This is a genomic window from Acaryochloris marina S15 (genome assembly GCF_018336915.1).
GTDB lineage: Bacteria > Cyanobacteriota > Cyanobacteriia > Thermosynechococcales > Thermosynechococcaceae > Acaryochloris > Acaryochloris marina_A.
Window position 1 is genome coordinate 4,674,927 of the sequence record NZ_CP064923.1, and the last position, 21,545, is coordinate 4,696,471.

A 21,545-nucleotide genomic window follows, 5' to 3' on the forward strand; every position below is an offset into this window, starting at 1 on the left:
CCATTGTTCTCGATAGTCTTCTTTAATACTCATGTAAAAAATGCATCGATGGTCAGACAAATGCTATCTCCAGGAGGGTCTTGGGCGTGAACAGACTGTTAAAAAAACGCCATCTAGTCTTGATTGTTTTGTTCGCGGTGGCATCGCTACTGTCATTACAATTGGCACGGATGACTGAGCAACCTGTGATTGCCAAACTGGGGCCACCCGTTACGGCTGCTGGTGATGAGCCAATTGAACCGATCCCGATGCAGGTTTCCTTAAATATGGAAAAAGTGGTTTTGGGTAAGCAGCTGTTCCATGATCCGAAACTTTCTAAGACGAACAATATTTCTTGTGCCAGCTGCCATGACTTATCGATGGGTGGCACCGATCGCCTACCGGTCTCCATCGGTATTAACGGTGAAAAGGGGACGATTAATTCCCCCACGGTCTTCAATAACAGCTTTCACTTTAAGCAATTTTGGGATGGCCGAGCCTCAAGCTTGGAAGAGCAAATCGAGGGGCCTGTCCATGCGGGCAATGAGATGGGATCGAGTTGGCCTGAGATTATTGGCAAGCTGAAGCAGTCGCCTGAATATGTGAATGCTTTTAACGAGCTCTATGACAGCGATATTTCTGCTGACCATATCAAGGATGCGATCGCAACTTTCGAACGCTCCCTCTACACCCCCAACTCTAAATTTGACCAATTCCTTCGGGGCAATGCTGACGCCTTAAGCAAAGACGAGAAAGAAGGCTATCGACGCTTTAAAGGCTATGGCTGTGTCGCCTGTCACCAGGGCGTGCTGCTCGGCGGCAATATGTATCAGAAATTTGGGGTTTTTGGTGACTACATCAAAGATCGCGGGGACGAAACCAAAGCGGATCTGGGACGCTACAACGTCACCGGCAAAGAAGACGACCGCTACATGTTTAAGGTACCAAGCTTAAGAAATATCGCCTTAACGGCTCCCTATTTTCATGATGGGTCCTCTAAAACCCTAGATGAAGCCGTCAAAATCATGGTCAAATATCAACTCGGTCGCGAGGCAGATCAAGAAGACGTTGACCTAATTATCAAGTTCTTAAATACCTTAAACGGTGAAATTAAAGAGGTCGCCTAATGCAGAAACAAAAACTTCTAGGCCTCCTCGGGGTCTCCGGTGCCCTGGTCTTGTTTGGCGGCCTGATTGCCAAAAGCTTATCCGTTGACAACCAACAGCATCAGCAATATCGCACCTTAATGGCTCAACAGTTGGACAAAGATGCCACTGTTAACCAAAGTGTCCTTAAAGCCAGATATGCGTTATTGACCTCCTACGATCCCCTCGTCCGGGCTATGTCCGAACAGCTCGATTTACAGGAGGATCTCAAGCAAGTTCCTGGGTTTATTGGCAATCAACAGACCCTTTTATCTCAGCTCAGCGAGAACAACCAAGTCTTTACTCAGAAAGAAGAGTTAGTTGAATCTTTCAAATCCAAGAACGCTATCCTCAAAAACTCCTTAACCTACTTACCAGAGCTAGTAAAAGAGGTTCGCACGGGCTCTGCAAAAGGAATATCCGGGGATGAGGCGATTCAGCTGGAAAGCCTATTAGATAATGTCTTACTGTACAGCTTGTCGTCAGATGAAGATCTAGTTTCCCAGATCGAAACCCAAATCGCTCAATTAAAGGGTAAAAAATCCAAGGGCATTCAATTGGCCCTTGCCCATACCCAGATGATTCTGGAGTACAAGCCCCAGGTCGATGCCTTAACCCGCGATATTCTGAAGCTGCCCACGGCCAAAGCCATCAGCACTTTAGAAACGGCTTATATCAATCAATATGATGGGGCAACTCAAACAGCCGACCTATTTCGACTACTCAGCTTCGGCTGCTTGTTAGTTCTCGTCAGTGGCGGTGCCTATTTGGTAGTGCGGCAACAGCGTCGTTCTAGTGAGCGGGTATCCGGTATTCTCAGCAGTTTGACCGATGCCTTTGTGGCTCTGAATCCCCAGTGGCAAATCACGTATATCAACGATAAAGCCGCTGAGATTCTGCAAGAAGATCCCGTACAGTTGCTCAACCAAGATTTCTGGCAAAGTTTTCCTGACCTCCTGGGTGCCGATCATTTAACTGAGTATCGACAAGCCCTGAAAGAGAAAACCAAGACCTCCTTCGAGGTGTTTTATCCCCCCAGCAAAATGTGGTTGGAGATTCGCGTCTATCCCAGCGTGGACGGACTATCCTTGTTCTTCCAAGATGTGACGATGCGCAAGGAGGCTGAAGACAGCCTGAAGCAAATGAACCAAGAGCTAGAGACCCGGGTCAAGGCTCGTACATCTCAGTTAGCATCCAGTATGGAAGCCGCCGAAGAAGCGCGGGAGAAAGCGGAAGAAGCCAATAAGAGTAAGAGTGAATTCTTGGCCAATATGAGCCATGAACTCCGAACTCCCCTCAACGCCATTATTGGTTACAGCGAAATGCTGGAAGAGGATGCCGAGGATATGGGACAAGATGACTTTGTCCCCGATTTACAGAAAATTTCTGGGTCGGCAAAGCATCTTCTAGAACTGATCAACTCTGTTCTAGACCTCTCGAAGGTCGAAGCGGGACGCATGGAACTCTATTTAGAGTCCTTTGAAATCGCCCCCATGGTCAGAACCATTGCTGCCACCTTACAGCCTATTGCCGAGAAGCAAAGCAACATGGTTTCCCTGCATTGTCCTGAGAATATTGGGACGCTGTATGCTGACCAAACCAAAGTTCGTCAGAGTTTGTACAACTTACTCAGTAATGCCTGTAAGTTCACACAATCCGGCGAAGTGAGCCTCACCGTATCGGAAGATGCTGGGGAAGAGATTGTCTTTAGCATTAGAGATACTGGCATTGGCATGACCCCAGAACAGCTGGAAAAAGTGTTCAAAGCCTTTACCCAAGCAGATGCGTCCACTACCCGCAAATATGGGGGAACCGGACTGGGCCTCACTATCACCAAGCAGTTCATTGAGATGATGGGCGGGCATATTTCGGTAACCAGCCAATATGGCTACGGCACCGAGTTTACGATCCATATTCCTCGCCAAGTGGAATCAGAAACTGCAGCATCCATTCCAACTCCATCTGCGCCCATCGAACTGAGTAAGATTTCTTTACCCAAAACGGCGAAAGGACAGCCGGGTGGGACAGTACTCGTGATTGATGATGACGAGTATGCCCGTGACATCATGCAGCGGTTTTTAACAGATGCTGGTTATGATGCGGTGGTATCGCCTTCGGGGATAGAGGGGCTACAGCTGGCTGAAGATCTCATGCCTGACATGATTATTTTGGATGTCTTGATGCCAGAACTCGATGGCTGGTCAGTCCTTCAGAATCTCAAGGGCAGTGCCAAATTAGCAGATATCCCCGTTATTATGATGACGATGGTGGATGCCGAAAAAGTCGGTTTCTCCCTGGGTGCGACTGACTTCCTGACCAAACCCTTACAGCGAGATCGGCTACTGGAACTGTTGGATAAATATGTCACAACAGCAGATCGCAACTGGATGTTAGTGATTGAGGATGACCTGCCTTCCCAGGAAATGCTAGGTCGCATACTCGAACGGGAAGATTGGCCCTACAAAACAGCGGGCAATGGCAAACAAGCCCTCGAAGTCCTCGGTGATCATGGCGTCCCAGATTTAATTTTCTTAGATCTGATGATGCCAGAGATGGATGGCTTTGAGTTCCTGAAGGTACTGCGGCAAAATCCAGACTGGCAGAATGTCCCTGTGATTGTGGTTTCGGCGAAAGATCTCACAGCCAGTGAGCGTCTAGAGCTGGGAGATGCGGTCCAAAGTATTCACCAAAAAGGACAGCTCGATCGCGAGGAATTGCTAGAAGAGGTTCAAGACTTTATCGAAATTGCCGCTGGTAATTAGATAGAGACCTTGAGACTATTCCGGTAAATTCCACTCCGCCTAATCCCAGAAGCCAGAGCCCAAGAAATCGCTCTGGCTTCTGCTGTTATAGACTGCGGCCCATCAGTTCAAAGCTGGGAGGTAAGCCTATTATCCTTCGCAGCTATGTTTGCTACCGCCCTCATTTTTCAAAGAATGAGTCTGGCATAGATCCAAGCATGGGCAGGTTACGTATATCTAATCAGTAGGCGTTAGCGCCACTCAGTATCGTCATGGGAAATCAGTCATGAAATTCAACTGCCGGCCCGTCGGAATAGAGTTTCTGGACAATGCGCCCGTTCAATTTGTGAATCAGGTGGAACTCGCCGCATCACCAGCCCAGGTATTTGCGATCTTTGAGAAAGCAGAGGCATGGCCCCTCTGGTACAAAGAAATTGTCAAGGTGGAATGGCATGGTCCTCAACCCTATGGTGTCGGCACCACTCGCACGGTCAAGCTGACCACAGTAACCGTAGAAGAACATTTCTTTGTCTGGGAGCAGAACGAGCGCTTGGCGTTTTGCTTCACAGCCATGAGCCTTCCCCTCGTCCATGCCTTAGTTGAAGAATATCGACTCACTCCCCTGGGGGAACATCGGAGTCAATTCACTTATAAAGTTGGCTTAGAACTCTCATTTTGGCTGCGTTTGGGCGGGCCATTGATTCTCAAGGTCTACGAGAAGATGTTTCGGCAAGCGACAACAAATTTAGCGGAGTATATCCTGAATCAACCCGTTATCCCCTAACATCGGATTGTCTCGCAACCTTGTGGCCAATGCCTTGAACATTTGAGGGAGTATAAACACTCTAGACTCAGATCAAAGCCAAAAAATTGAGATTACCAATACTGCCAAGCTGAATTAGTCAGAATATAAACCCCTAGAGCAAGATTCGTCGTGCTATGGGCAATTATGCAGGCATAAAGACTCTTAGTGGCCTTGAGCAAAAGGGTATACAGAACTGCACAAATAATGGCGACAAGCCACTCGCTATGGAGCAGGCCAAACAAGATAGATGAAATGGCAAACGCCCCCCAGGTAAAGGTACCCACGGGTATTTTCTGAAATTCAGGTACGCTCAAGTATCGCAGGAGAAAAGACCGCCAAAAGATCTCCTCCATAATCGGCACCATCACCACCAAACCATAGAAGCGGAAAGCCAAAAAGACCGGCAAGATCCAGCCTTGCAAGCTGACGAAGGGATTGTAGCCGACTCGCTCGCCTAAATGGGGATAGGGTATCCACTGATCGAAGAGAATCCATTCAGCAAAAACGATGAGACCGACTGCGATCGCAGTTATCGTTACCTTGGCACTCGGTCGTATATCCTGCCAGGGGCGAGCCAAAAGTCCCAGCAGCATAGACACCACAATCACCTTTACCCCATAGAGCCAGGGATAGGCACCAGGCCATACCCCTTCCACAGTGGTAATCAACATAAAAGTAGCCATCGGGGCTACATAGGCAACCCAAGGCGGCATATCAATACGTAGCTCGCGTAAAATTTATGACTCGAGCATAACCGATGATTTCACATTCGCTGTGTCTTGATTAGTTAAGCTGCGGCGCATGGCTTCCACAAATCGACTGACACGAATGGGATCAATAGGCTGATCGATCTGACCACGACGCTTAAGGGAGCTAGACACAATGGCTCCATGGGCAGATTGAATCAAGCTAGGAATGTTTTCCCAATTAGCACCACTGCCAATAAAGACAGGAACGTCTTTGGCGGCATCAATCGCCAATTCTAAATCACCCAAATTGGGCGGACTACCCGTTTCCCAACCAGAGATAATAATGCCATCCGCCAACCCCCGCTCGATGGTTTCATGCACCGTTGTGGTCAGATTGGGAGAGCCCAAAGGACGGGCATGTTTGACGAGGACATCGGCAAAAATCTTGACGTCGCTCCCCAGTTCGCGGCGATACCGGAGTAGACGGTGGGCTTCCCCTTCAATCAACCCTTGATCCGTTTCCATCACCCCTGTCAGCACATTGACTCGGATGAATTGGGCATCCACACAGGATGCGATCGCCATGGCGCTACAGGCATCGTTGCGGAGCACATTAATGCCAATGGGCAAAGGCACTAGATTCTTGACCCGCTGCACCACCAAGCTCATGGCGCTGACTACGGCCGGATCAACCGAACCTTTCGTGAACGGAGCATCAAAGAAATTTTCAATAATCAGCCCATCAACCCCGCCTGCAGCAAGGGCAGTAGATTCTTGTTCGGCTCTGGCAATGACTGCCTTAAGGCTTCCGCCCCAACGAGGGGAGGTGGGTAATGGCAGTAAATGAACAACGCCAATAATGGGATTAGGGGATTTAAAAATGTGTTGTAACTCCACGGATAATTGAGTCAAACTCAGTAGGGAGACTATAAAAAAATATAATAAAAAAGTCTAGAAAATTCTAGCTCAGTCGCCAGAACATTATCGGCAAGGCCAAAAGCTTCTGGAGTGTCTAGCATAACAGCTTCCAGGACTCCTGTATATTGCGGAGCTGCCCTTAGATATGCAAAATTCCGGGGGAGCTTTTCTGCAAACACAACCCGCTATTAACCCTTACTGTAATGCTTTGAGATAAGAGGTCATTAGTTGGTAATTGGTCTGATCTTTTTGAGATTGGTAGAAGGCTACCGCTTTTTGGATATCGGCAAATGCTCGCTGGGGTTGTGCAAACACTTCAGCTAGGAGCGAGCCACGCAGACGATAGGCATTGCCGTCATTGGGATTTCTACGGATCGCTGCATCTGCTTGGGCGAGAACGGCGCGACTATTAGGAAAGGCGGCTTGCACATTTTCTTGTACAGCATAGCGTTGAGCCAAGTTGGGATTCGTACTTCTTAACATGCTTTTAGCCAGGATAAATTGGGCGAGTTGTTGCTGCTTAAGAGCGATGGCTGAGGCATTCTGAAAGTCTAAGGCAGCACCCTTGGCATCTTGGAGCTGAAGTCGAATGGCCGCACTAGATAAGAAATGAGCAAAGGTGTCGGTGCCGGACTGTAATTTTTTAAGTACTGTCAAGCCTTGTTCAATTTTTTTAGCCCCTAGGATGTTGCCTTGGGATCGCATCAATTTCGCTGTCTGCTGCAGATCTGCCACTGCCCCTGGATAGTCTGCCTGCAAAAACTTGATCGTGCTGCGCAGTCCATAGCCAGATGGATGCTGAGGATTTAATCTCAAACCTTGACTAGCATCCGCCAAAGCCCCATCCAATTCACCAATCCTACTGCGCACCAAACCACGGACCACATAGGCTTGCGCATTGTCCGGGTCGAGACGAATAGCTTGTTCGCTGTCCGCTAGGGAACTGGATGCTTGGGCCAGCCTGGCATGGGCAAATCCCCGTGCAGAATAGGCTGCGGAATAATCAGGCTTGAGCTGGATAGCTTGATCGAGATCTGCGATCGCACCTTTGTAGTCTTCTTGCTGAATTTTGGCTTGGGCTTGTAGATACCAGTCATCGGCAGTGGTTTGGGAAGGGGGCACTTGAGGTGATGGGGCTTCTACGCCAATATTGATGCCTGCTTGGGGAGCCAAAGTTGTAAACGTATTGATGGGAATGCCTAAATTAAATCCGCTCTTAATGTAGATATCAGGATTGAGATTTTGATCCTGAGCTTTGGAAGTGGTATCAGCCCGCCCGTGAATTCCAATTAACTTACCGTCGGCATCTAAGACAGGACCGCCACTCATACCGGGTAAGGTGTTGTTGGAATAGACCAAAGCATAGCCATCTGTTAAGGGGCGGCTGGCATTGGCGGTAATTTTACCTTCCGTAAAGTTATAGATGGTTTCAGAAATAGCTAGGGTACGCAGTGGGAAACCCGCAACATAGCTGCGAGTTCCTTCGGTGACAGAGCCAGAGCTGCCGATCTCCAGGGCCTGATAGGTGTTGGGACTCTGGAATTGCAGAATCGCCAGGTCAACCCCCGACAACCTTTTGATAGTCTTGGCATTGACTGCGACCGTCTGACCATCCGGTGTAATCACATCGTAACTATCTTCGGTGGCCACTACATGGGCGGCAGTAAGGACGGTATAGGTGTTGTTATCCCGCTGAATAATGACCCCTGACCCCGAGGTCTGACTGACAATCCGAATCGTTGTGCTTTTGGCGAGCTGGTTAATTTCTGGAGCTGTCAGTGCCACTGCGGCAGGAGACACAAGACAAATCAGAGGTAGGCTGGAGCCCAATAGGCTGACGTATCTCAGGGTAGACCAATACATAGGGTTGAGATTAAAGGACTTACTATTTATTTTTGAGATAATTTTTAGCTGGTGTCAATTAAGCTGACATTGTCATTCAGATTATGTTGAGTAGTCAGGATCGATATGGTTCTAACAGACCCACAAGCTAGTAACTTAGTTGCGATCGCACTCGGTAGCAATCTGGGTGATTCTCGGACGATACTCATGGCTGCGATTGATCAACTCAGCCAAGATCCAAAGATTAAATTACAGGCCACATCCCATTGGTATCAAACCGCAGCCGTTGGTCCGCCCCAACCGGATTATCTAAATGGGTGTGTCAGTATATTGACGACCTACTCACCCGAAGTTTTGCTAGAAAAGCTTTTGGCGATTGAATCCCAGTTCGGTCGGGTGCGGCGTGAGCGTTGGGGGCCGCGCACTTTAGATTTGGATGTACTGCTATTTGGGCAATCGGTGATTCAGACGCAGACGTTAACGGTGCCCCATCCCTATCTACATGAGCGGGCCTTTGTGTTAGCTCCCTTGGCAGAAATTTGTCCTGGCTGGAACCATCCAGTGCTCAAGCAAACCATTGCCGAGCTTGCTAAAGCTGTAGACTATACGGGAGTTCATCGCCTAGCTAATTAGCACCACAGTTGCTAATTAACCTCTGATTCAAACGGTTCCTAACCTCTCATCAGATAAAGCAGACAATTGCCTGTTGCTTCCTTCTTAGATAGTCCCAAAACCTGGCGTTTTGACCCTTGCAAGTCTCAAGTTCGAATTCTGACCTCCGACCTAAATATTCAACCCATGTCTTTATTCCAAGAACCCCCTGAAGTCCTGAAGCCGTTGATGTTTTATGACGGTCGAAAGTATACGTTTGAGGCAAATCGTCTGCGGTTACCGAATGGCAGCGAAGGAGATTGGTCTTGTGTACGGCATCCCGGTGGAGCGATGGCGGTGCCGATTACGAATGACGGCAAGTTTGTGCTGGTGAAGCAGTATCGCTTTGCCCTGAAGGGACGGCTATTGGAATTCCCGGCAGGGACAGTGGAAATCCATGAGGAGCCGGGGGTGACGATTCGGCGGGAGATTGAGGAGGAGACGGGGTATCGAGCCCATAAGTGGCGTAAGTTGGGGGAGTTTCCTTTGGCTCCGGGGTATTCAGATGAGATTATCTATGCGTTTTTGGCTCAGGAGTTGGAGTTGTTGGAGAATCCGCCGGAGCAGGATGAGGATGAGGATATTGAAACGGTTTTGATGACTCCTGCGGAGTTTGAACAGGCGATTTTGGCGGGTGAGCCGATTGATGCAAAGTCGATTTGCGGGTTTTATATGGCACGGGCGATGTTGGCCTAATTGATTCGTTTCTATTGAGTCAGAGACTTACTGTTTATGAAAACAATCCGATAAAGCGGGATGAAGTACTGAGATTCACCTTAGATTCAGCTATTAGGTGATCTTTCTGTTGATTTTCTGAATGAGGATGGCGTGAAGTTCTTATAGCGGGGAAAAGTATGTTTTGGACAGAAGCAGAACGACGGATTCAAGAGGCAATCAAGCAACAATCTGTGTCACTTGATTTATCGGGATTGGAGCTAACAGAAATTTCCAATGCGATCGGACAACTGGTTAACCTACAATCGCTTGACCTACAACAAAATCAACTGAACACGATTCCCGATGTGATCGGACAACTGGTTAACCTACAATCGCTTGACCTACAACAGAATCAACTGAACACGATTCCCGATGTGATCGGACAACTGGTTAACCTACAATCGCTTGACCTACACAAGAATCAACTGAACACGATTCCCAATGTGATCGGACAACTGGTTAACCTGCAATCGCTTGACCTACAACAAAATCAACTGAACACAATTCCCAATGTGATCGGACAACTGGTTAACCTGCAATCGCTTGACCTACACAAGAATCAACTGAACACAATTCCCAATGCGATCGGACAACTGGTTAACCTACAATCGCTTGACCTACAACTAAATCAACTGAACACGATTCCCGATGCGATTGGACAACTGGCAAACCTGCAAACGCTTAACCTATATGGGAATCAACTGACCACGACTCCTGATGCGGTCGGACAACTGAAAAACCTACAAAAGCTTGACCTAGGCAGTAATCAACTAAACACGATTCCCGATGCGATTGGACAACTGGTAAACCTGCAATCACTTGACCTAGATGAGAATCAACTGGCAACGATTCCCGATGCGATTGGACAACTGGCAAACCTGCAAACGCTCAACCTAGATAGGAATCAACTGGCAACAATTCCCGATGCGATTGGACAACTGGCAAACCTGCAAGAGCTTTACCTACACGGAAATAGTTCACTAAAAATTCCGGTAGAGTTGCTGGGCCCTAAATACGGAGAGGTTCACTTTGGAAATGCAAAACCAGCTAAACCACAAAATATCATTGAGTACCTCTTCCGTATTCAGAAAAAAGCCCAACCCTTGAATGAAGCTAAATTGATTCTGGTGGGCTATGGTGCGGTTGGTAAAACCTCTTTAGTCAACCGATTGGTTCATCAAACCTTTGATGCAGGTGAGACTAAAACTGAAGGCATTCAAATCACCGATTGGCCGCTTTTCTTGAATGGTAATGAAGATGTCAATTTAAATGTTTGGGATTTTGGAGGGCAAGAAATCATGCACTCCACCCATCAGTTTTTTCTAACCGAACGGAGTCTGTATCTTTTAGTCCTCAATGGTCGCCAAGGTCATGAAGATGCAGATGCTGAATATTGGCTAGAACTCATTCAAAGTTTTGGTGGTAACTCTCCCGTCATTGTCGTCCTCAACAAAGTTAAAGAACATCCCTTTGATGTCAACCGCAGTGGCCTCAAACAAAAATTTCCTAATATCAAAGACTTCATACGTACAGACTGTAAAACGGAGCATGGTCTAGATGAACTCAGCCAAGTTATTGAACGTGAAACAGATCGCCTCGAAAATTTGCGCGATTCTTTCCCGTCAAGCTGGTTTGCCATAAAACAGCAGCTAGCAGGTATGAAGGAAAATTACATTCCCTTTGAGAAATATCGGAATATTTGTGGTCAAAATGATGAACCCGATCAAGATTCTCAAGATAAACTCGCCTTTTATCTTCACAACTTAGGGATTGCCCTCAACTACAAAGATGATCCTCGCCTGCGAGATACCAATATTCTCAATCCCCTTTGGGTAACCAATGGCATCTACAAAATTCTCAACGCCCATAATTTAGCAGACCACAAAGGAGAACTAGATCTTAGCTGCCTTACCCAACTGTTGGATTCGCAAAAATATCCCCGTGAGCGCCACGGCTTCTTGATGGAGCTAATGCGCAAATTCGAGCTATGTTTTCCCTTCCAAGACCGTCAAGATCGCTACCTCATCCCAGACTTACTCGACAAACAACAACCACCAGAAGCCGAGGGCTTTATCCTCGAAGACTGCCTTAATTTTCGCTACGAATATCCCATCTTGCCCGAAGGTTTATTGCCTCGCTTTATTGTCCGCACTAACGTTTTGAGTAGTAACCCAATGCGCTGGCACACAGGTGTCATCCTTGATTTTGAAGGCAATCGTGCCCTTGTCAAAGCCGACCAACAAGACCGAAGTGTCACCATCAGCATCAATGGTCCTCAACAGGGGCGTCGTCGATTGCTCGCCATTATTCGCTCCGATTTTGAGCGCATTCACAGCAGCTTCAAATCAAAACCAGAAGAGAAAGTTCCCATTCCTAACCATCCACACCTAAGCCTCACTTACGATGATCTATTGGTAATGGAAAAACAGGGTCTCACTGAAGTCCCTATGGTGATCAATGGAAAAGTCATCCAAATCAATATCAACGAACTCCTCGACGGCGTTGACCTAGGCCAACCACACCAGGCTGCCAAAGACTCCGAGCATTCTTCTGGAGCATTGAAACTTTTCTATAGCTACTCCCACACAGACGAGACGCTTCGCGATCAGCTCAGTCTTCGGCTCAAGATATTCCAACGCAACGGCTTAATTCAAAGTTGGTACGATAGGCAAATCCCTGCAGGTGCCAAATGGGAAGAAGAATTAGACAGAAATCTAGAACAAGCCGATATTATTCTGCTGTTGCTTAGTCCAGATTTTATAGCATCAGATTACTGCTACGAAGTCGAATTAGAACGTGCTTTAGAACGTGCCCAATCGAATAAATCAATCGTAATTTCCATTCTCCTCAGACCAGTCAACCAAAAATCACCCCTATTGAAGCATATTTTTGCCCTTCAAGCTTTGCCTAGAGATCTCAAACCAGTGACTCAATGGAAAGACTCAGATAATGCTTGGCTCAATATTGAGCAAGAACTAGAACAACTCATTCTTGATCGTACAGGCTTTCGACCTTAGCTCCATCCACCCGTTTTCGAACCCCTATATGGGCCACCATCGCACAAAAGATCAAGTGCAATCTTTAGCATCTGCTCTACCTAAACTTATGACCATAAGCCTCTGGTGTATCCTGACCGCTTTGCTGGCCCCTTAAGATTCTGTCAGTGCTAGACCAAAGCTGACTATGTCCAAAATCCACGAGCCTTTAACGAAACCCTCACCGGATGGCACCGCCGCGCCCATCTCGCCCAACTCAATGCTTTTGAGACCTTCCCTAGATTTTCTACAGCCGTACTCGTGGCCCATTTGACCCAAGTCCCTCAGATTCAAGTCAATACAGTCTATTTCGCATCCTCCACGCCAGCTTCTACATCACCGATGAATCTAATCTCCGCAGCCTTAGACAATTGGGCATGCTCTGTATCGTCAGCCTATTTATCCTAGCCGCTATCCCCCAGCCAACCTAATACTCCGCAAGACTGACATCGTTATTCCCAAACGTAAAACCTTCCGGCTAAAGCCTTGTTGGTAAGATGCTCGTATTTCCCTCTAAACCTGTAGATACAGCAGTATCAAAACCACCAAATTTAGTCATACTCATTTATGCTCACCCAGAATCGGCAATCGAGTCAGACAAGTCAACCCCGGCCCTTCACTCCCTATCGTCCTCAATATTCAACCCTAAGCTGGGTCAAACGTAACTTCATCATTGCCAGAGCCTTTCTGGGGGCCATAACCATTGTCTTCAAATCGAGACTGCAAAAACAGTCTCTCCCCTTCGGGGCTTCCGTAGAAATCACCGATCGCTGCAATGCTGGCTGCCATTATTGCTATGTCTATCCCTCCGACTGGAACCAAACCCAACGAGTCCAAGGGTATCTCCAGCTTGACCCTGCCGAACATAAAGCCAAAGACCAAGCCATTTACCAAACCCTAGACCAGCTTTCCCGCCAAGGCATGGTCCTCGCCACCCTCGTGGGTGGAGAACCCACCTTAGCCCCTAGAGTGATTCAATATGCTGGCCGGAAATTTCCGGTGGTTTGGGTCGTGACCAATGGCTCTGGCAAATTCCCCAAAGTGCCGCGTTCCGTGGTCTATAGCGTCAGTATCGATGGTCCCCCTGACCACCATAACCAAACCCGAGATCCCCTAGATTTTTTCAAAAACCATACCTACCAAGATCTCCACGGCATGGCGGCGGCCATTGTCCGCAATATCAATGAATCCGAGCGAGGTGCATATGCCCACATCACCCTGACCAAATCTAGCCTCGACCTCTTTCCTGAAACCGTAGACTGGCTCGTCACCTCTGTCACCAAACTTAGAGGCATCATGGTCTCCGGTGCAGCCACCCAGTCTCCTGACGACCCTAACACCCTCACCCTGACGGATCGGCAAACCATGAAGGGGATGATTGAAGCAGCGGCGGTCCAATACGGTTGGGACTTATTTCCCTTTAACCAGCCTGCCGTCAATGCCTACCTCTTTGATGCGCCCTTCGTGATTCAAAACGCCACCCAATGTACCGTGGCTCGGCGAGTGACCAGCTTGGGCTTTGATGGCCAAAGCGTCGGTAAGTGCATCCTGCGAGATGCCACAGATTGCCAGACCTGCGTGTGCAATTTGACCGGGTTAATGCGCGGGGTCGCTACAGCAGATCGCCCCAGTTTAAAAGGACTCTATCAAGCCTGCTTAGGCTAGAGTGGCCTTGCTCAGATAGCTCTGGTATCGCACCTGCAATTGCTCGACCCTCACCTTGCCAGACCAAAACTCCACCATGGTTTGGCCAAAGGCCCAGGCATCTTCCTTAATCGAGGGAGCCGTTTCTAGCAGCAGCGGCCACAGGGACAAAAAATCAAAGACAGGATGAGCATCAGGTTCAGCAAGCAACGTAAATAACTCATAGCCCATCTGTAGCTTCCCCATCACGACAGGGGCCTGCTCAATGGGCAGTTGAGTTGCCAGGGCTGTTGCTAAGGCTGGAGAACCCGTCGTCATCGTCGATAGAAAGCCTAAAACCGGACTCTTAAGCAGAGCCGCAAGTCCCTGGGTCGTGCTCATTTGGGAGGCATACTGATTGATGATTTTGGCAGAAGTGGTGATACGGGTGGTGCGATCGCGCAAAAATCTCGCCATTCGGGCCTGCTTTGCCGGGTCAGATTCATCCACCATCGCTGCCGACAGTTCCGTCCCTCCCCAAGCTGGCCGATCCTGGCTCCTATCCTCTGTGACCATCGGCAAAATTGCCGCCGAGAGTTCCCCCAAAATCTCTTGACGATAGGCAATCGCCTCACGAATCGAGTTCTCCTTGGGTTGGTCACCGGATCGCCAATCGTAGGGTGGAGACCATTCTCGAATCGGTCGTAGCCGATCCACCTGAGTGACGATGCTAATGATGGGCAGATCATCCACTTGGGTTGTGATCTCTTCTAAAAACGCCAGATCCATTTGCAGGGCTGGATCCGTCGCCGGTGTGACCAACAACAGCAAATCCGCCTCAGCTGCTTTCTCGATCACTGCTTGGCGTAGATCATCTCTTCCACTTTGCTCATACCCCGGTGAATCCCAGAGAATGAGAGTTTCATCTAGATCATTCTGGAAAGGGTAAGACTGCAAGGTGTCCGTACTGGGTAACACATCTACGGCTGCTGTCTGTCGGCCAAACAGGGTATTCACCAGGCTACTCTTGCCTGCCCCTGTACGTCCAACCAAGAGCACATTCAAGGGAGCCTGCTCTACGGTCTCGGCAGGCGCGGCTTCCGTAATAATCCCTTGTAGGGTTTGAGTCTCGGCCTCTGGTAGTTTTAGCTCCAGGCTCTCCAAGGAGCGCACCGCTTCGCCACCGTAGAGGGCAATCGCTCGTTCCCCGAGGGCCTGCAAAGTGGTCTCTCGCACAATCTGCCCTAAGTTGGCCAGTAACTGTTGATTGGCCTGAGTCCGATAGGTTTGGGTAGAGGTGCGGGTCAAGGCTGCCACCGGATTAAAAATCCACCGGGACCATTGCCACACTTTGACGACCGTGCGGGCAGCCGGCTCTAATTTTCGATAGGTTTCGTAGGTTTCGTAGGCTTGTCCCACGGTCACCTGCCCCAGCACAGGGGAAAGCTTTTGCATCCACTGATCCACATCGTCCACGGTGCCCCGCAATAAACCATAGGCATCTGGCACATAGATATTCAGAAAGGGCCGTTTGGTAGTGGGGTAGTAGACATGGGCAATCGCCTCAATCAAGGTTTGGCAGCGGCGAAAGAACTGAGCCCAATCTTCCCAGGGCAAGACATCTTCCCGAGCAGCGACCAGAATCGTTTGAATTTCGGCTTCGGCCTGTTCCCGGCGGGGCTGACCTGCCCTGGGAGTCTCTGCAGCATTGTCTTGAATAAAGGCTCTGGCCTCTGCAGCAATCTGATCTGGCAACCGCACCCAGCGAGCCAGTAAATATCGCCAACCGACAAACACCAAAACCACCACAGCCCAAATCCAACTCAGTCCCCACTGATGGATTTGCAGCCCAGCTGCAACACCGAGAAATCCGAGCACGCTAACGACGGGTAAGGCCAAGATGACCCACTGCCAGACCTTGAGACGAATCATAGGGCGGATTTATAGATGGAATGAAAAAGGACCCAAGGGCAATATAGCCCGCAGACGAACTAAACGAACCTGAAAAACCTGAGCAAAGGTTCCCTAGAACTATAGTCGCTCTGCAACCTAGGAGAAGACAACCGCTGGAGCATACAGATAAGGAGTGCCCACCCAGAGGGCAATTAGTCCAGTCACCAGATCACCCATGACCATATAGTAAAGTCCAGTGCCAATGTTGAGGACCAAGCCCAACCAGGTGATTAGAATCGAAATCTGCAACGACAACTGAGCCATCGGGGAGTGACGAGCCACAAAAAAGCTAGCCCCACAGGAACCTGCTCTCCCACAGTTGGGACAACTCAGCAGGCCTGAGTCTTACCCAGTACCGCACTTAGAACAAGTCTGCACAGATTGGTGATCTCACTGCTGTGTTATTCAGACGTGGAGCATGAACTAATTATTGACTGACACTACTCAGCGTCTTCAGAATCTTGATCAAAAGAGAGACCATTGCCCAACAGGCTAGTATCCAGTTCCATCCGTTGTTCCATCTTGCGGAGGAAATAACCAGTCATCATCGCGGAGGCAAGCAAGCCAGCTAAATTATCGCGATCGGTAACGACTTGAACGCTGAAGGCTTCGCTAGGCAGGACACCCACTAGCCCTTGCACATTTTGCGAGATGATTTGCTTAATCTCGGGGCTGACGGACTTAGCAACCCGGGCCAGGACTTCTGGCGGTTGATTTTGTAAATATTTGATTAAGAGATTGGCCTGAGCCTCCTCTGAATCACTCATAATAAAGTTGGCGTTTTCGGGGTCAAAGGCCATAAAGCACCCTCAGAATCTGCTTGTGTTCATTGTGTCATCTCTTCCTCTAGTATGCCCAGGTTCTCGATGGAGAGAAGCCCGAACCTTAAGGTAATTTGATCAACACTATCATCCAGAAATCAGAACTTCGTGAATGGGTAAACAAGCGTTCTGCTTCCTTGACGGTAGTATAAACGATTGTTAACTTTTTTGGCGAGATTTCAAGCCTAGACCGCCTAGGGCAAGCGCTTATACATCAAGCATCAAGAAGAATTCGCTAGATTGCTTTTTGGCCTCTAAATGGACTCCCATAATCGAGGCCGAGGCTGACCTTGCAAACGAGTATGGGTGTCTTGGAGCAATTGGGGAATATTTAACTGCTCAGGACAGCGAGGCAAGCAGTCTCCACAGTCAGTACAGCGATTGCCCCGTCGTCCAGGGAACCAATGCCCCGCATTTTCAAACATACGATAGCGATAACGGCCAAATTCTTCCATATCGTAGGCTAGGGCCAAATTCCGTAATCGCAGAATTTCTGGAATATTGATATCTTCCGGGCAAGGCAGACAGGCATAGCATTGCTGGCACAGATCGGGCAGCGTCTGGGCCTGGATTTGAAAACGGTCAAGAATCTGCTGTTCTTCGTCCGTGAGGGGGTGAATCTGATCTGCAATCTCAAGGGGCCAATCCAACTCTTCTGGCTTTGCAGCTCCCACGCTCAGGGTTGTCACATGAGGCTGACTCAGCAAAAACCGGGCATTGAGATGGAGCGGGTCTAGCGGCTGGCAGAGAGCTTGTAACCGTTCTGGCGGCGTATATAGCAATCCTCCTTTATCCGCAGGGGAAATGATGAAAATGCCCATCTCTTTGCGCCTCGCCAGCTCAACGGCTGGGGCATTGCGCTGAAAGAAAAAGTTGTAGTGCAGATTCACAAACTCAAATAAATCTGTCTCCAACGCGGCCAGAATTAGCTCTAATGAACCATGGGTGGAAAACCCTACATGGCGAATCCGATTTGCGGCTTTTGCAGCCTGCACCGCCTGCATACATCCGTGGGGATCCTGGACCCATTCCAAATGCTCTGGCGTATTGAGTCCATGAATGGCCAGACAATCAATCGTCTCCAGTCCTAGCCGTTCTAGGGACAAATCAATCGCCTCGGCCATCGCTTGGGCACCAGGTTTAGGCGTGATTTTCGTGGTGAGATAGAGGCGTTTAGCCTCTCCCTGGCCTTGCTCTGGCAGATAGCAACCCTCTTCCCTTGCCAGCCCTAAAGCCTGAATCATCTGCCCTAGGTAGACTTCACTTTTTCCATACCCTTGGGCTGTTTCAATATGATTAATGCCCAGTTCAAAGGCCCGCTCCAAGGTTGCTTCAGCATTCTGAGCCGACTGTAAGTACCGCATCGTTCCCAGAGAAAACACCGACAGATGCAGATTAGTCTTGCCGAAACGGCGATATTTCATGGTGAGTTGCGAGGATTAGCTAGATTCAGCCGAGGGTTCGCTGCCACCTCGACTCTGAGTAAAGTCTTCGGGACGAATATTATCGATAAATTCGTGAAATTCTTCTTGTTCTTGCAGATCGGCTTCTTTATCAACGGGAATAGAGGCATCTGCAACCACTTCTTCTAGCACCCAAATGGGGCTATCCATGCGCAGTGCTAGTGCGATCGCATCACTCGGACGGGCATCGACTTCTTTTTTAGAATCCCCTTGCTGTAAGGTCAGCACCGCATAAAACGTATTGTCTTGCAGGGAATGAATCACCACCCGCTCTAAATCGATGTCCCACTGATCCATGCAGTTCACCATCAAATCATGAGTCATGGGGCGTGGGGTCTTTTGGCTCTCTAATGCCGTGAGAATAGCCCTAGCTTCTGTTTGACCGATCCAAATGGGTAAAGCCCGACGTTCCGTCGCATCTTTCAAGAGAACGATAGGCAAGCGGGTTGCGGCATCCAAAGCAATACCCGCAACATTCATTTCAATCATGCTTGTAGACCCAATGGAACAATGGCCACGGAGGACACCTTCTCATGTAAACCCATACCATTGAGGATTCTCTACAATTTCTTTAGGGCAATTTATACTCTAAGGATCAGACTGAGAATCTCAGAAGTACGAGGTTTGAGAATTAAGATAGAATTCCCCACCCTGATCCTAGCCAAGGCAATCAGACTTTGACAATGTAAGAAATACTGATGTTAATGATGGCGTGATACGTAAGTGTTTACAGGACTCATTCAAGGACTCGGTTATCTTCAGCCCCAAGGCCCACAGCAAATTTTAGTGAAGTGTGGGTCCACTCTCTTTTGGGAGGACCTCGCCATCGGCGACAGTGTAGCTGTGGATGGCGTCTGTTTAACCGTCGAAACTCTAGTTGCTCAGGGGTTTGTGGTGTCTGTGTCTCCTGAGACAGTGCAGCGAACCACCCTATCGCAGCGGCTGCAGTCCCACCAAGCCGTCAATTTAGAACCGGCGCTCAGCGTGGGGGATCGATTAGGCGGCCATTTTGTCACGGGTCATATTGATGACGTGGGGGTGTTCCAAGGACTCCAACAAACGGACACATCCTGGGAGTTGAGTTTTACAGTACCGGATGCGATCGCACGCTTTATCATCCATAAAGGCAGCGTGGCCATCAACGGTGTCAGCCTGACGGTTGCCGACTGCAACGAGAGTGGTACTCACTTCAAAGTTGCCGTCATTCCCCATAGCTTTGCCAATACGAACTTGCAAGACTTAAACCCAGGCGATCAGGTCAATATTGAAAACGATGTATTAGGCAAATATGTCGCTAAACTTCTGCACCTGCCAGGTCCCTCATCCGCCACCACAACCCTGCCTGAAATAACACCTGAATTCCTGGCCACCCACGGATTCGGTAACCTGTAATGGTTCTTGTCCAGCAATCCATGCCCTCGAAAATCAGTCAGGCCCTGAGCAACACACAAATATTGCGCCAGTACATTTCATTGCCGCAAAAGCACCACCTCAAGCAGTAAGTCATCGCGTCTAACTCATCTCCAAACCTAGATATAGCAAGACCCCGGACTTACACCTCACCCCTTCTCTAAAATTCTCGATTCGCAAGCGCCTTCTTTACTGGTTAGCAGTCATCAAGAATGAAGCATCGAAAAACAAAGTTAGTGATGATAGTAGCTTTGTGGCTAGGTTCACTAACCTTGATTGCCATTAGTACCCTGTCTCCATTTACGTTTAATTTCCAGGACCTTAATCTCAAAGACGCCATTCGTTTAGGGATTCAGAATCCCACGAATCCCATTGATATCTTGGCGAATATCATTCTCTTTTTGCCCCTAGGATTCAGTAGCTATGCCCTCACCAGCAGACTGCCAAGGCACAAAGCCTTACTTTGTCTGATGAGTATTGGTTTGATCAGCACTTCCACCTCGCTGCTGGTTGAGGTGGCACAACTCTTTCTTCCTGGTCGATATCCAACCTTATCCGATATTATTTTCAATGGATTAGGGGGTTTTTTAGGGGGCTTATATGCGCTGCAGTTATTAACACCAAAACCCAAAAGATTTTCGATCAGGCTCAACAAAAAGATTTGCATCGTTGCATTTCTTGGGTATTTTATTTCTATCTATTTAGGACTCTCTATATTTGCCAGTCAAATCCAGATCAGTAACTGGCAAACGTCTTATCCCTTAACCATTGGAAATACTGCAACAGGGAAAAATCCATGGCTAGGTAAAGCATCCAATATTCTCATATTTGATTCAGCATTGCCATCAGATAGTATCGAACCATTACTTGACTTCAAGCTCGACTCTACTAGCTATGAATCGTTAGCCTTTTCCTGTCTATTAGAACCAGATATAGCAGAACAGTATCGTTTACCTTCAGAGCTAGACTCATGCGAAAACGCCTCCCCTCAACCCAAACTACATCCTAAGGCAGACAATGATTTCTGGTATTTAGTTGAAAGCAGTAACGTTGACTTCATCAGCCGCATGAAGTCCAATACAGCTTTTACCATTGCCCTCAAAATCAAGTCTAAATTCAATAAGGGCTTTGGCGTAGTTTTGGCGATTGCTGAAGATATAGATCATGCAAATTTTATCTTAGGCATCCAGGCGAATCGACTGACTAGCCGCATTCGATTTCCACTCTCTGGAGTGTCAGGAATGACTCCTGAATTCATAATGCATGACGAAAACCTAAACTTTATAGATCAAAATATCGTCATTGTATATGACGGTATTTCCTTTCACATTTACCAGAACCATCTGAATCAAGATAAACAAGTCTCTCTACTTGCTGGCCTATACTTTATGCAGCCTCTGTCTAAAATCTATCGAGAATGGCGGCTAGCGCTTTTGAGCTTCGACTTATATAAAGGGTTATTTATTGCCTTTACGTTTGCCCCCGCAATCGTCTTATTCGAGCTACAGCAGGCAACGGGGCAAATTAATACGGCTAGGGAAATTTCTCAATATGTAATTGGCATCTCGATATTAGCTGCACTTATTTCTAGGGTATATACAAGCAGCCTCAATATTTGGTTATTTGAATATATTGAAGTGTTAGCCATGCTCTTCTTCTGCTGGTTTGGTACCAAGCTTTACTTCATCACCTTAGAGAAGTATCAGCTTTAGTTGTCTATTGCACCGTTTTCACCTTAAGAGAGGATAGTCAG

Annotated in this window: 17 protein-coding genes and 1 pseudogene; 10 read left to right on the forward strand and 8 right to left on the reverse strand. The window is 48.2% G+C overall.

All coding sequences use genetic code 11. The features are described 5' to 3' along the window. The first annotated feature begins 86 nt into the window (after positions 1–86). The 3 genes from I1H34_RS21315 to I1H34_RS21325 all read left to right on the forward strand — a co-directional run bounded on the left by I1H34_RS21315 (position 87) and on the right by I1H34_RS21325 (position 4,649). Positions 87–1,106: a cytochrome-c peroxidase gene (locus I1H34_RS21315; RefSeq protein WP_212662938.1), complete on the forward strand. Its 1,020-nt coding sequence runs from the start codon at positions 87–89 to the stop codon at positions 1,104–1,106. Beyond that, the gene (locus I1H34_RS21320; RefSeq protein ID WP_212662939.1) at positions 1,106–3,886 is read left to right on the forward strand and encodes a DAHL domain-containing protein; all 2,781 of its coding nucleotides are present in this window, start codon (positions 1,106–1,108) and stop codon (positions 3,884–3,886) included. Before I1H34_RS21315 ends, I1H34_RS21320 begins: the two co-directional genes overlap by 1 nt. A gap of 265 nt (positions 3,887–4,151) precedes the next feature. Continuing rightward, entirely contained in the window at positions 4,152–4,649 is a 498-nt protein-coding gene (locus tag I1H34_RS21325; protein WP_212662940.1) for an SRPBCC family protein, read from the forward strand. A gap of 92 nt (positions 4,650–4,741) precedes the next feature. Here the strand turns inward: I1H34_RS21325 and I1H34_RS21330 are convergent, their stop codons facing one another. The 3 genes from I1H34_RS21330 to I1H34_RS21340 form a co-directional block, all read right to left on the reverse strand. Further along, complete coding sequence (locus tag I1H34_RS21330) at positions 4,742–5,383, reverse strand: CAAX prenyl protease-related protein (protein ID WP_212662941.1); 642 nt, start codon at positions 5,381–5,383, stop codon at positions 4,742–4,744. Positions 5,384–5,407: 24 nt separating this feature from the next. Further along, a complete protein-coding gene (btpA, locus tag I1H34_RS21335) occupies positions 5,408–6,256 on the reverse strand; it encodes a photosystem I biogenesis protein BtpA (protein WP_212666376.1) in 849 nt (282 codons plus the stop codon). Between the two features lie 216 nt (positions 6,257–6,472). Further along, complete coding sequence (locus I1H34_RS21340; protein WP_212662942.1) at positions 6,473–8,140, reverse strand: tetratricopeptide repeat-containing S1 family peptidase; 1,668 nt, start codon at positions 8,138–8,140, stop codon at positions 6,473–6,475. A 105-nt stretch (positions 8,141–8,245) separates the two neighbouring features. Here I1H34_RS21340 and folK point away from each other — a divergent pair, with 105 nt between their 5' ends. The 5 genes and pseudogenes from folK (at position 8,246) to I1H34_RS21365 (ending at position 14,187) form a co-directional block, all read left to right on the forward strand. Further along, positions 8,246–8,752: a 2-amino-4-hydroxy-6-hydroxymethyldihydropteridine diphosphokinase gene (gene folK / locus I1H34_RS21345; protein WP_212662943.1), complete on the forward strand. Its 507-nt coding sequence runs from the start codon at positions 8,246–8,248 to the stop codon at positions 8,750–8,752. A gap of 165 nt (positions 8,753–8,917) precedes the next feature. After that, positions 8,918–9,466 (forward strand): NUDIX hydrolase, encoded by a 549-nt coding sequence (locus I1H34_RS21350; RefSeq protein ID WP_212666377.1) that lies wholly within the window; start codon positions 8,918–8,920, stop codon positions 9,464–9,466. Between the two features lie 158 nt (positions 9,467–9,624). Next, positions 9,625–12,504, forward strand: a complete 2,880-nt coding sequence (locus I1H34_RS21355) for a leucine-rich repeat domain-containing protein (RefSeq protein WP_212662944.1) — start codon at positions 9,625–9,627, stop codon at positions 12,502–12,504. A gap of 225 nt (positions 12,505–12,729) precedes the next feature. Further along, positions 12,730–12,930, forward strand: a pseudogene (locus I1H34_RS32270) (hypothetical protein); the annotation flags it as partial. 159 nt (positions 12,931–13,089) lie between these two features. After that, positions 13,090–14,187: a radical SAM protein gene (locus I1H34_RS21365; protein ID WP_212662945.1), complete on the forward strand. Its 1,098-nt coding sequence runs from the start codon at positions 13,090–13,092 to the stop codon at positions 14,185–14,187. Here I1H34_RS21365 and I1H34_RS21370 read toward each other — a convergent pair. The 5 genes from I1H34_RS21370 to I1H34_RS21390 all read right to left on the reverse strand — a co-directional run bounded on the left by I1H34_RS21370 (position 14,179) and on the right by I1H34_RS21390 (position 18,871). Continuing rightward, positions 14,179–16,077: a GTPase family protein gene (locus I1H34_RS21370; protein ID WP_212662946.1), complete on the reverse strand. Its 1,899-nt coding sequence runs from the start codon at positions 16,075–16,077 to the stop codon at positions 14,179–14,181. The genes I1H34_RS21365 and I1H34_RS21370 overlap by 9 nt on opposite strands. A gap of 117 nt (positions 16,078–16,194) precedes the next feature. After that, the gene (locus tag I1H34_RS21375; protein ID WP_212666463.1) at positions 16,195–16,380 is read right to left on the reverse strand and encodes a hypothetical protein; all 186 of its coding nucleotides are present in this window, start codon (positions 16,378–16,380) and stop codon (positions 16,195–16,197) included. 158 nt (positions 16,381–16,538) lie between these two features. Continuing rightward, on the reverse strand, positions 16,539–16,898 hold the full coding sequence (locus I1H34_RS21380; RefSeq protein WP_212662947.1) for a DUF760 domain-containing protein: 360 nt from the start codon (positions 16,896–16,898) through the stop codon (positions 16,539–16,541). Positions 16,899–17,173: 275 nt separating this feature from the next. Further along, on the reverse strand, positions 17,174–18,343 hold the full coding sequence (locus tag I1H34_RS21385; RefSeq protein ID WP_212662948.1) for an aldo/keto reductase: 1,170 nt from the start codon (positions 18,341–18,343) through the stop codon (positions 17,174–17,176). Positions 18,344–18,358: 15 nt separating this feature from the next. After that, positions 18,359–18,871, reverse strand: a complete 513-nt coding sequence (locus tag I1H34_RS21390) for a bifunctional nuclease family protein (protein ID WP_212662949.1) — start codon at positions 18,869–18,871, stop codon at positions 18,359–18,361. Positions 18,872–19,105: 234 nt separating this feature from the next. Here I1H34_RS21390 and I1H34_RS21395 point away from each other — a divergent pair, with 234 nt between their 5' ends. After that, complete coding sequence (locus I1H34_RS21395; protein WP_212662950.1) at positions 19,106–19,774, forward strand: riboflavin synthase; 669 nt, start codon at positions 19,106–19,108, stop codon at positions 19,772–19,774. 290 nt (positions 19,775–20,064) lie between these two features. After that, positions 20,065–21,504, forward strand: coding sequence for a VanZ family protein (locus I1H34_RS21400; RefSeq protein ID WP_249369469.1), 1,440 nt, complete (start codon positions 20,065–20,067; stop codon positions 21,502–21,504). Positions 21,505–21,545: the final 41 nt, after the last annotated feature.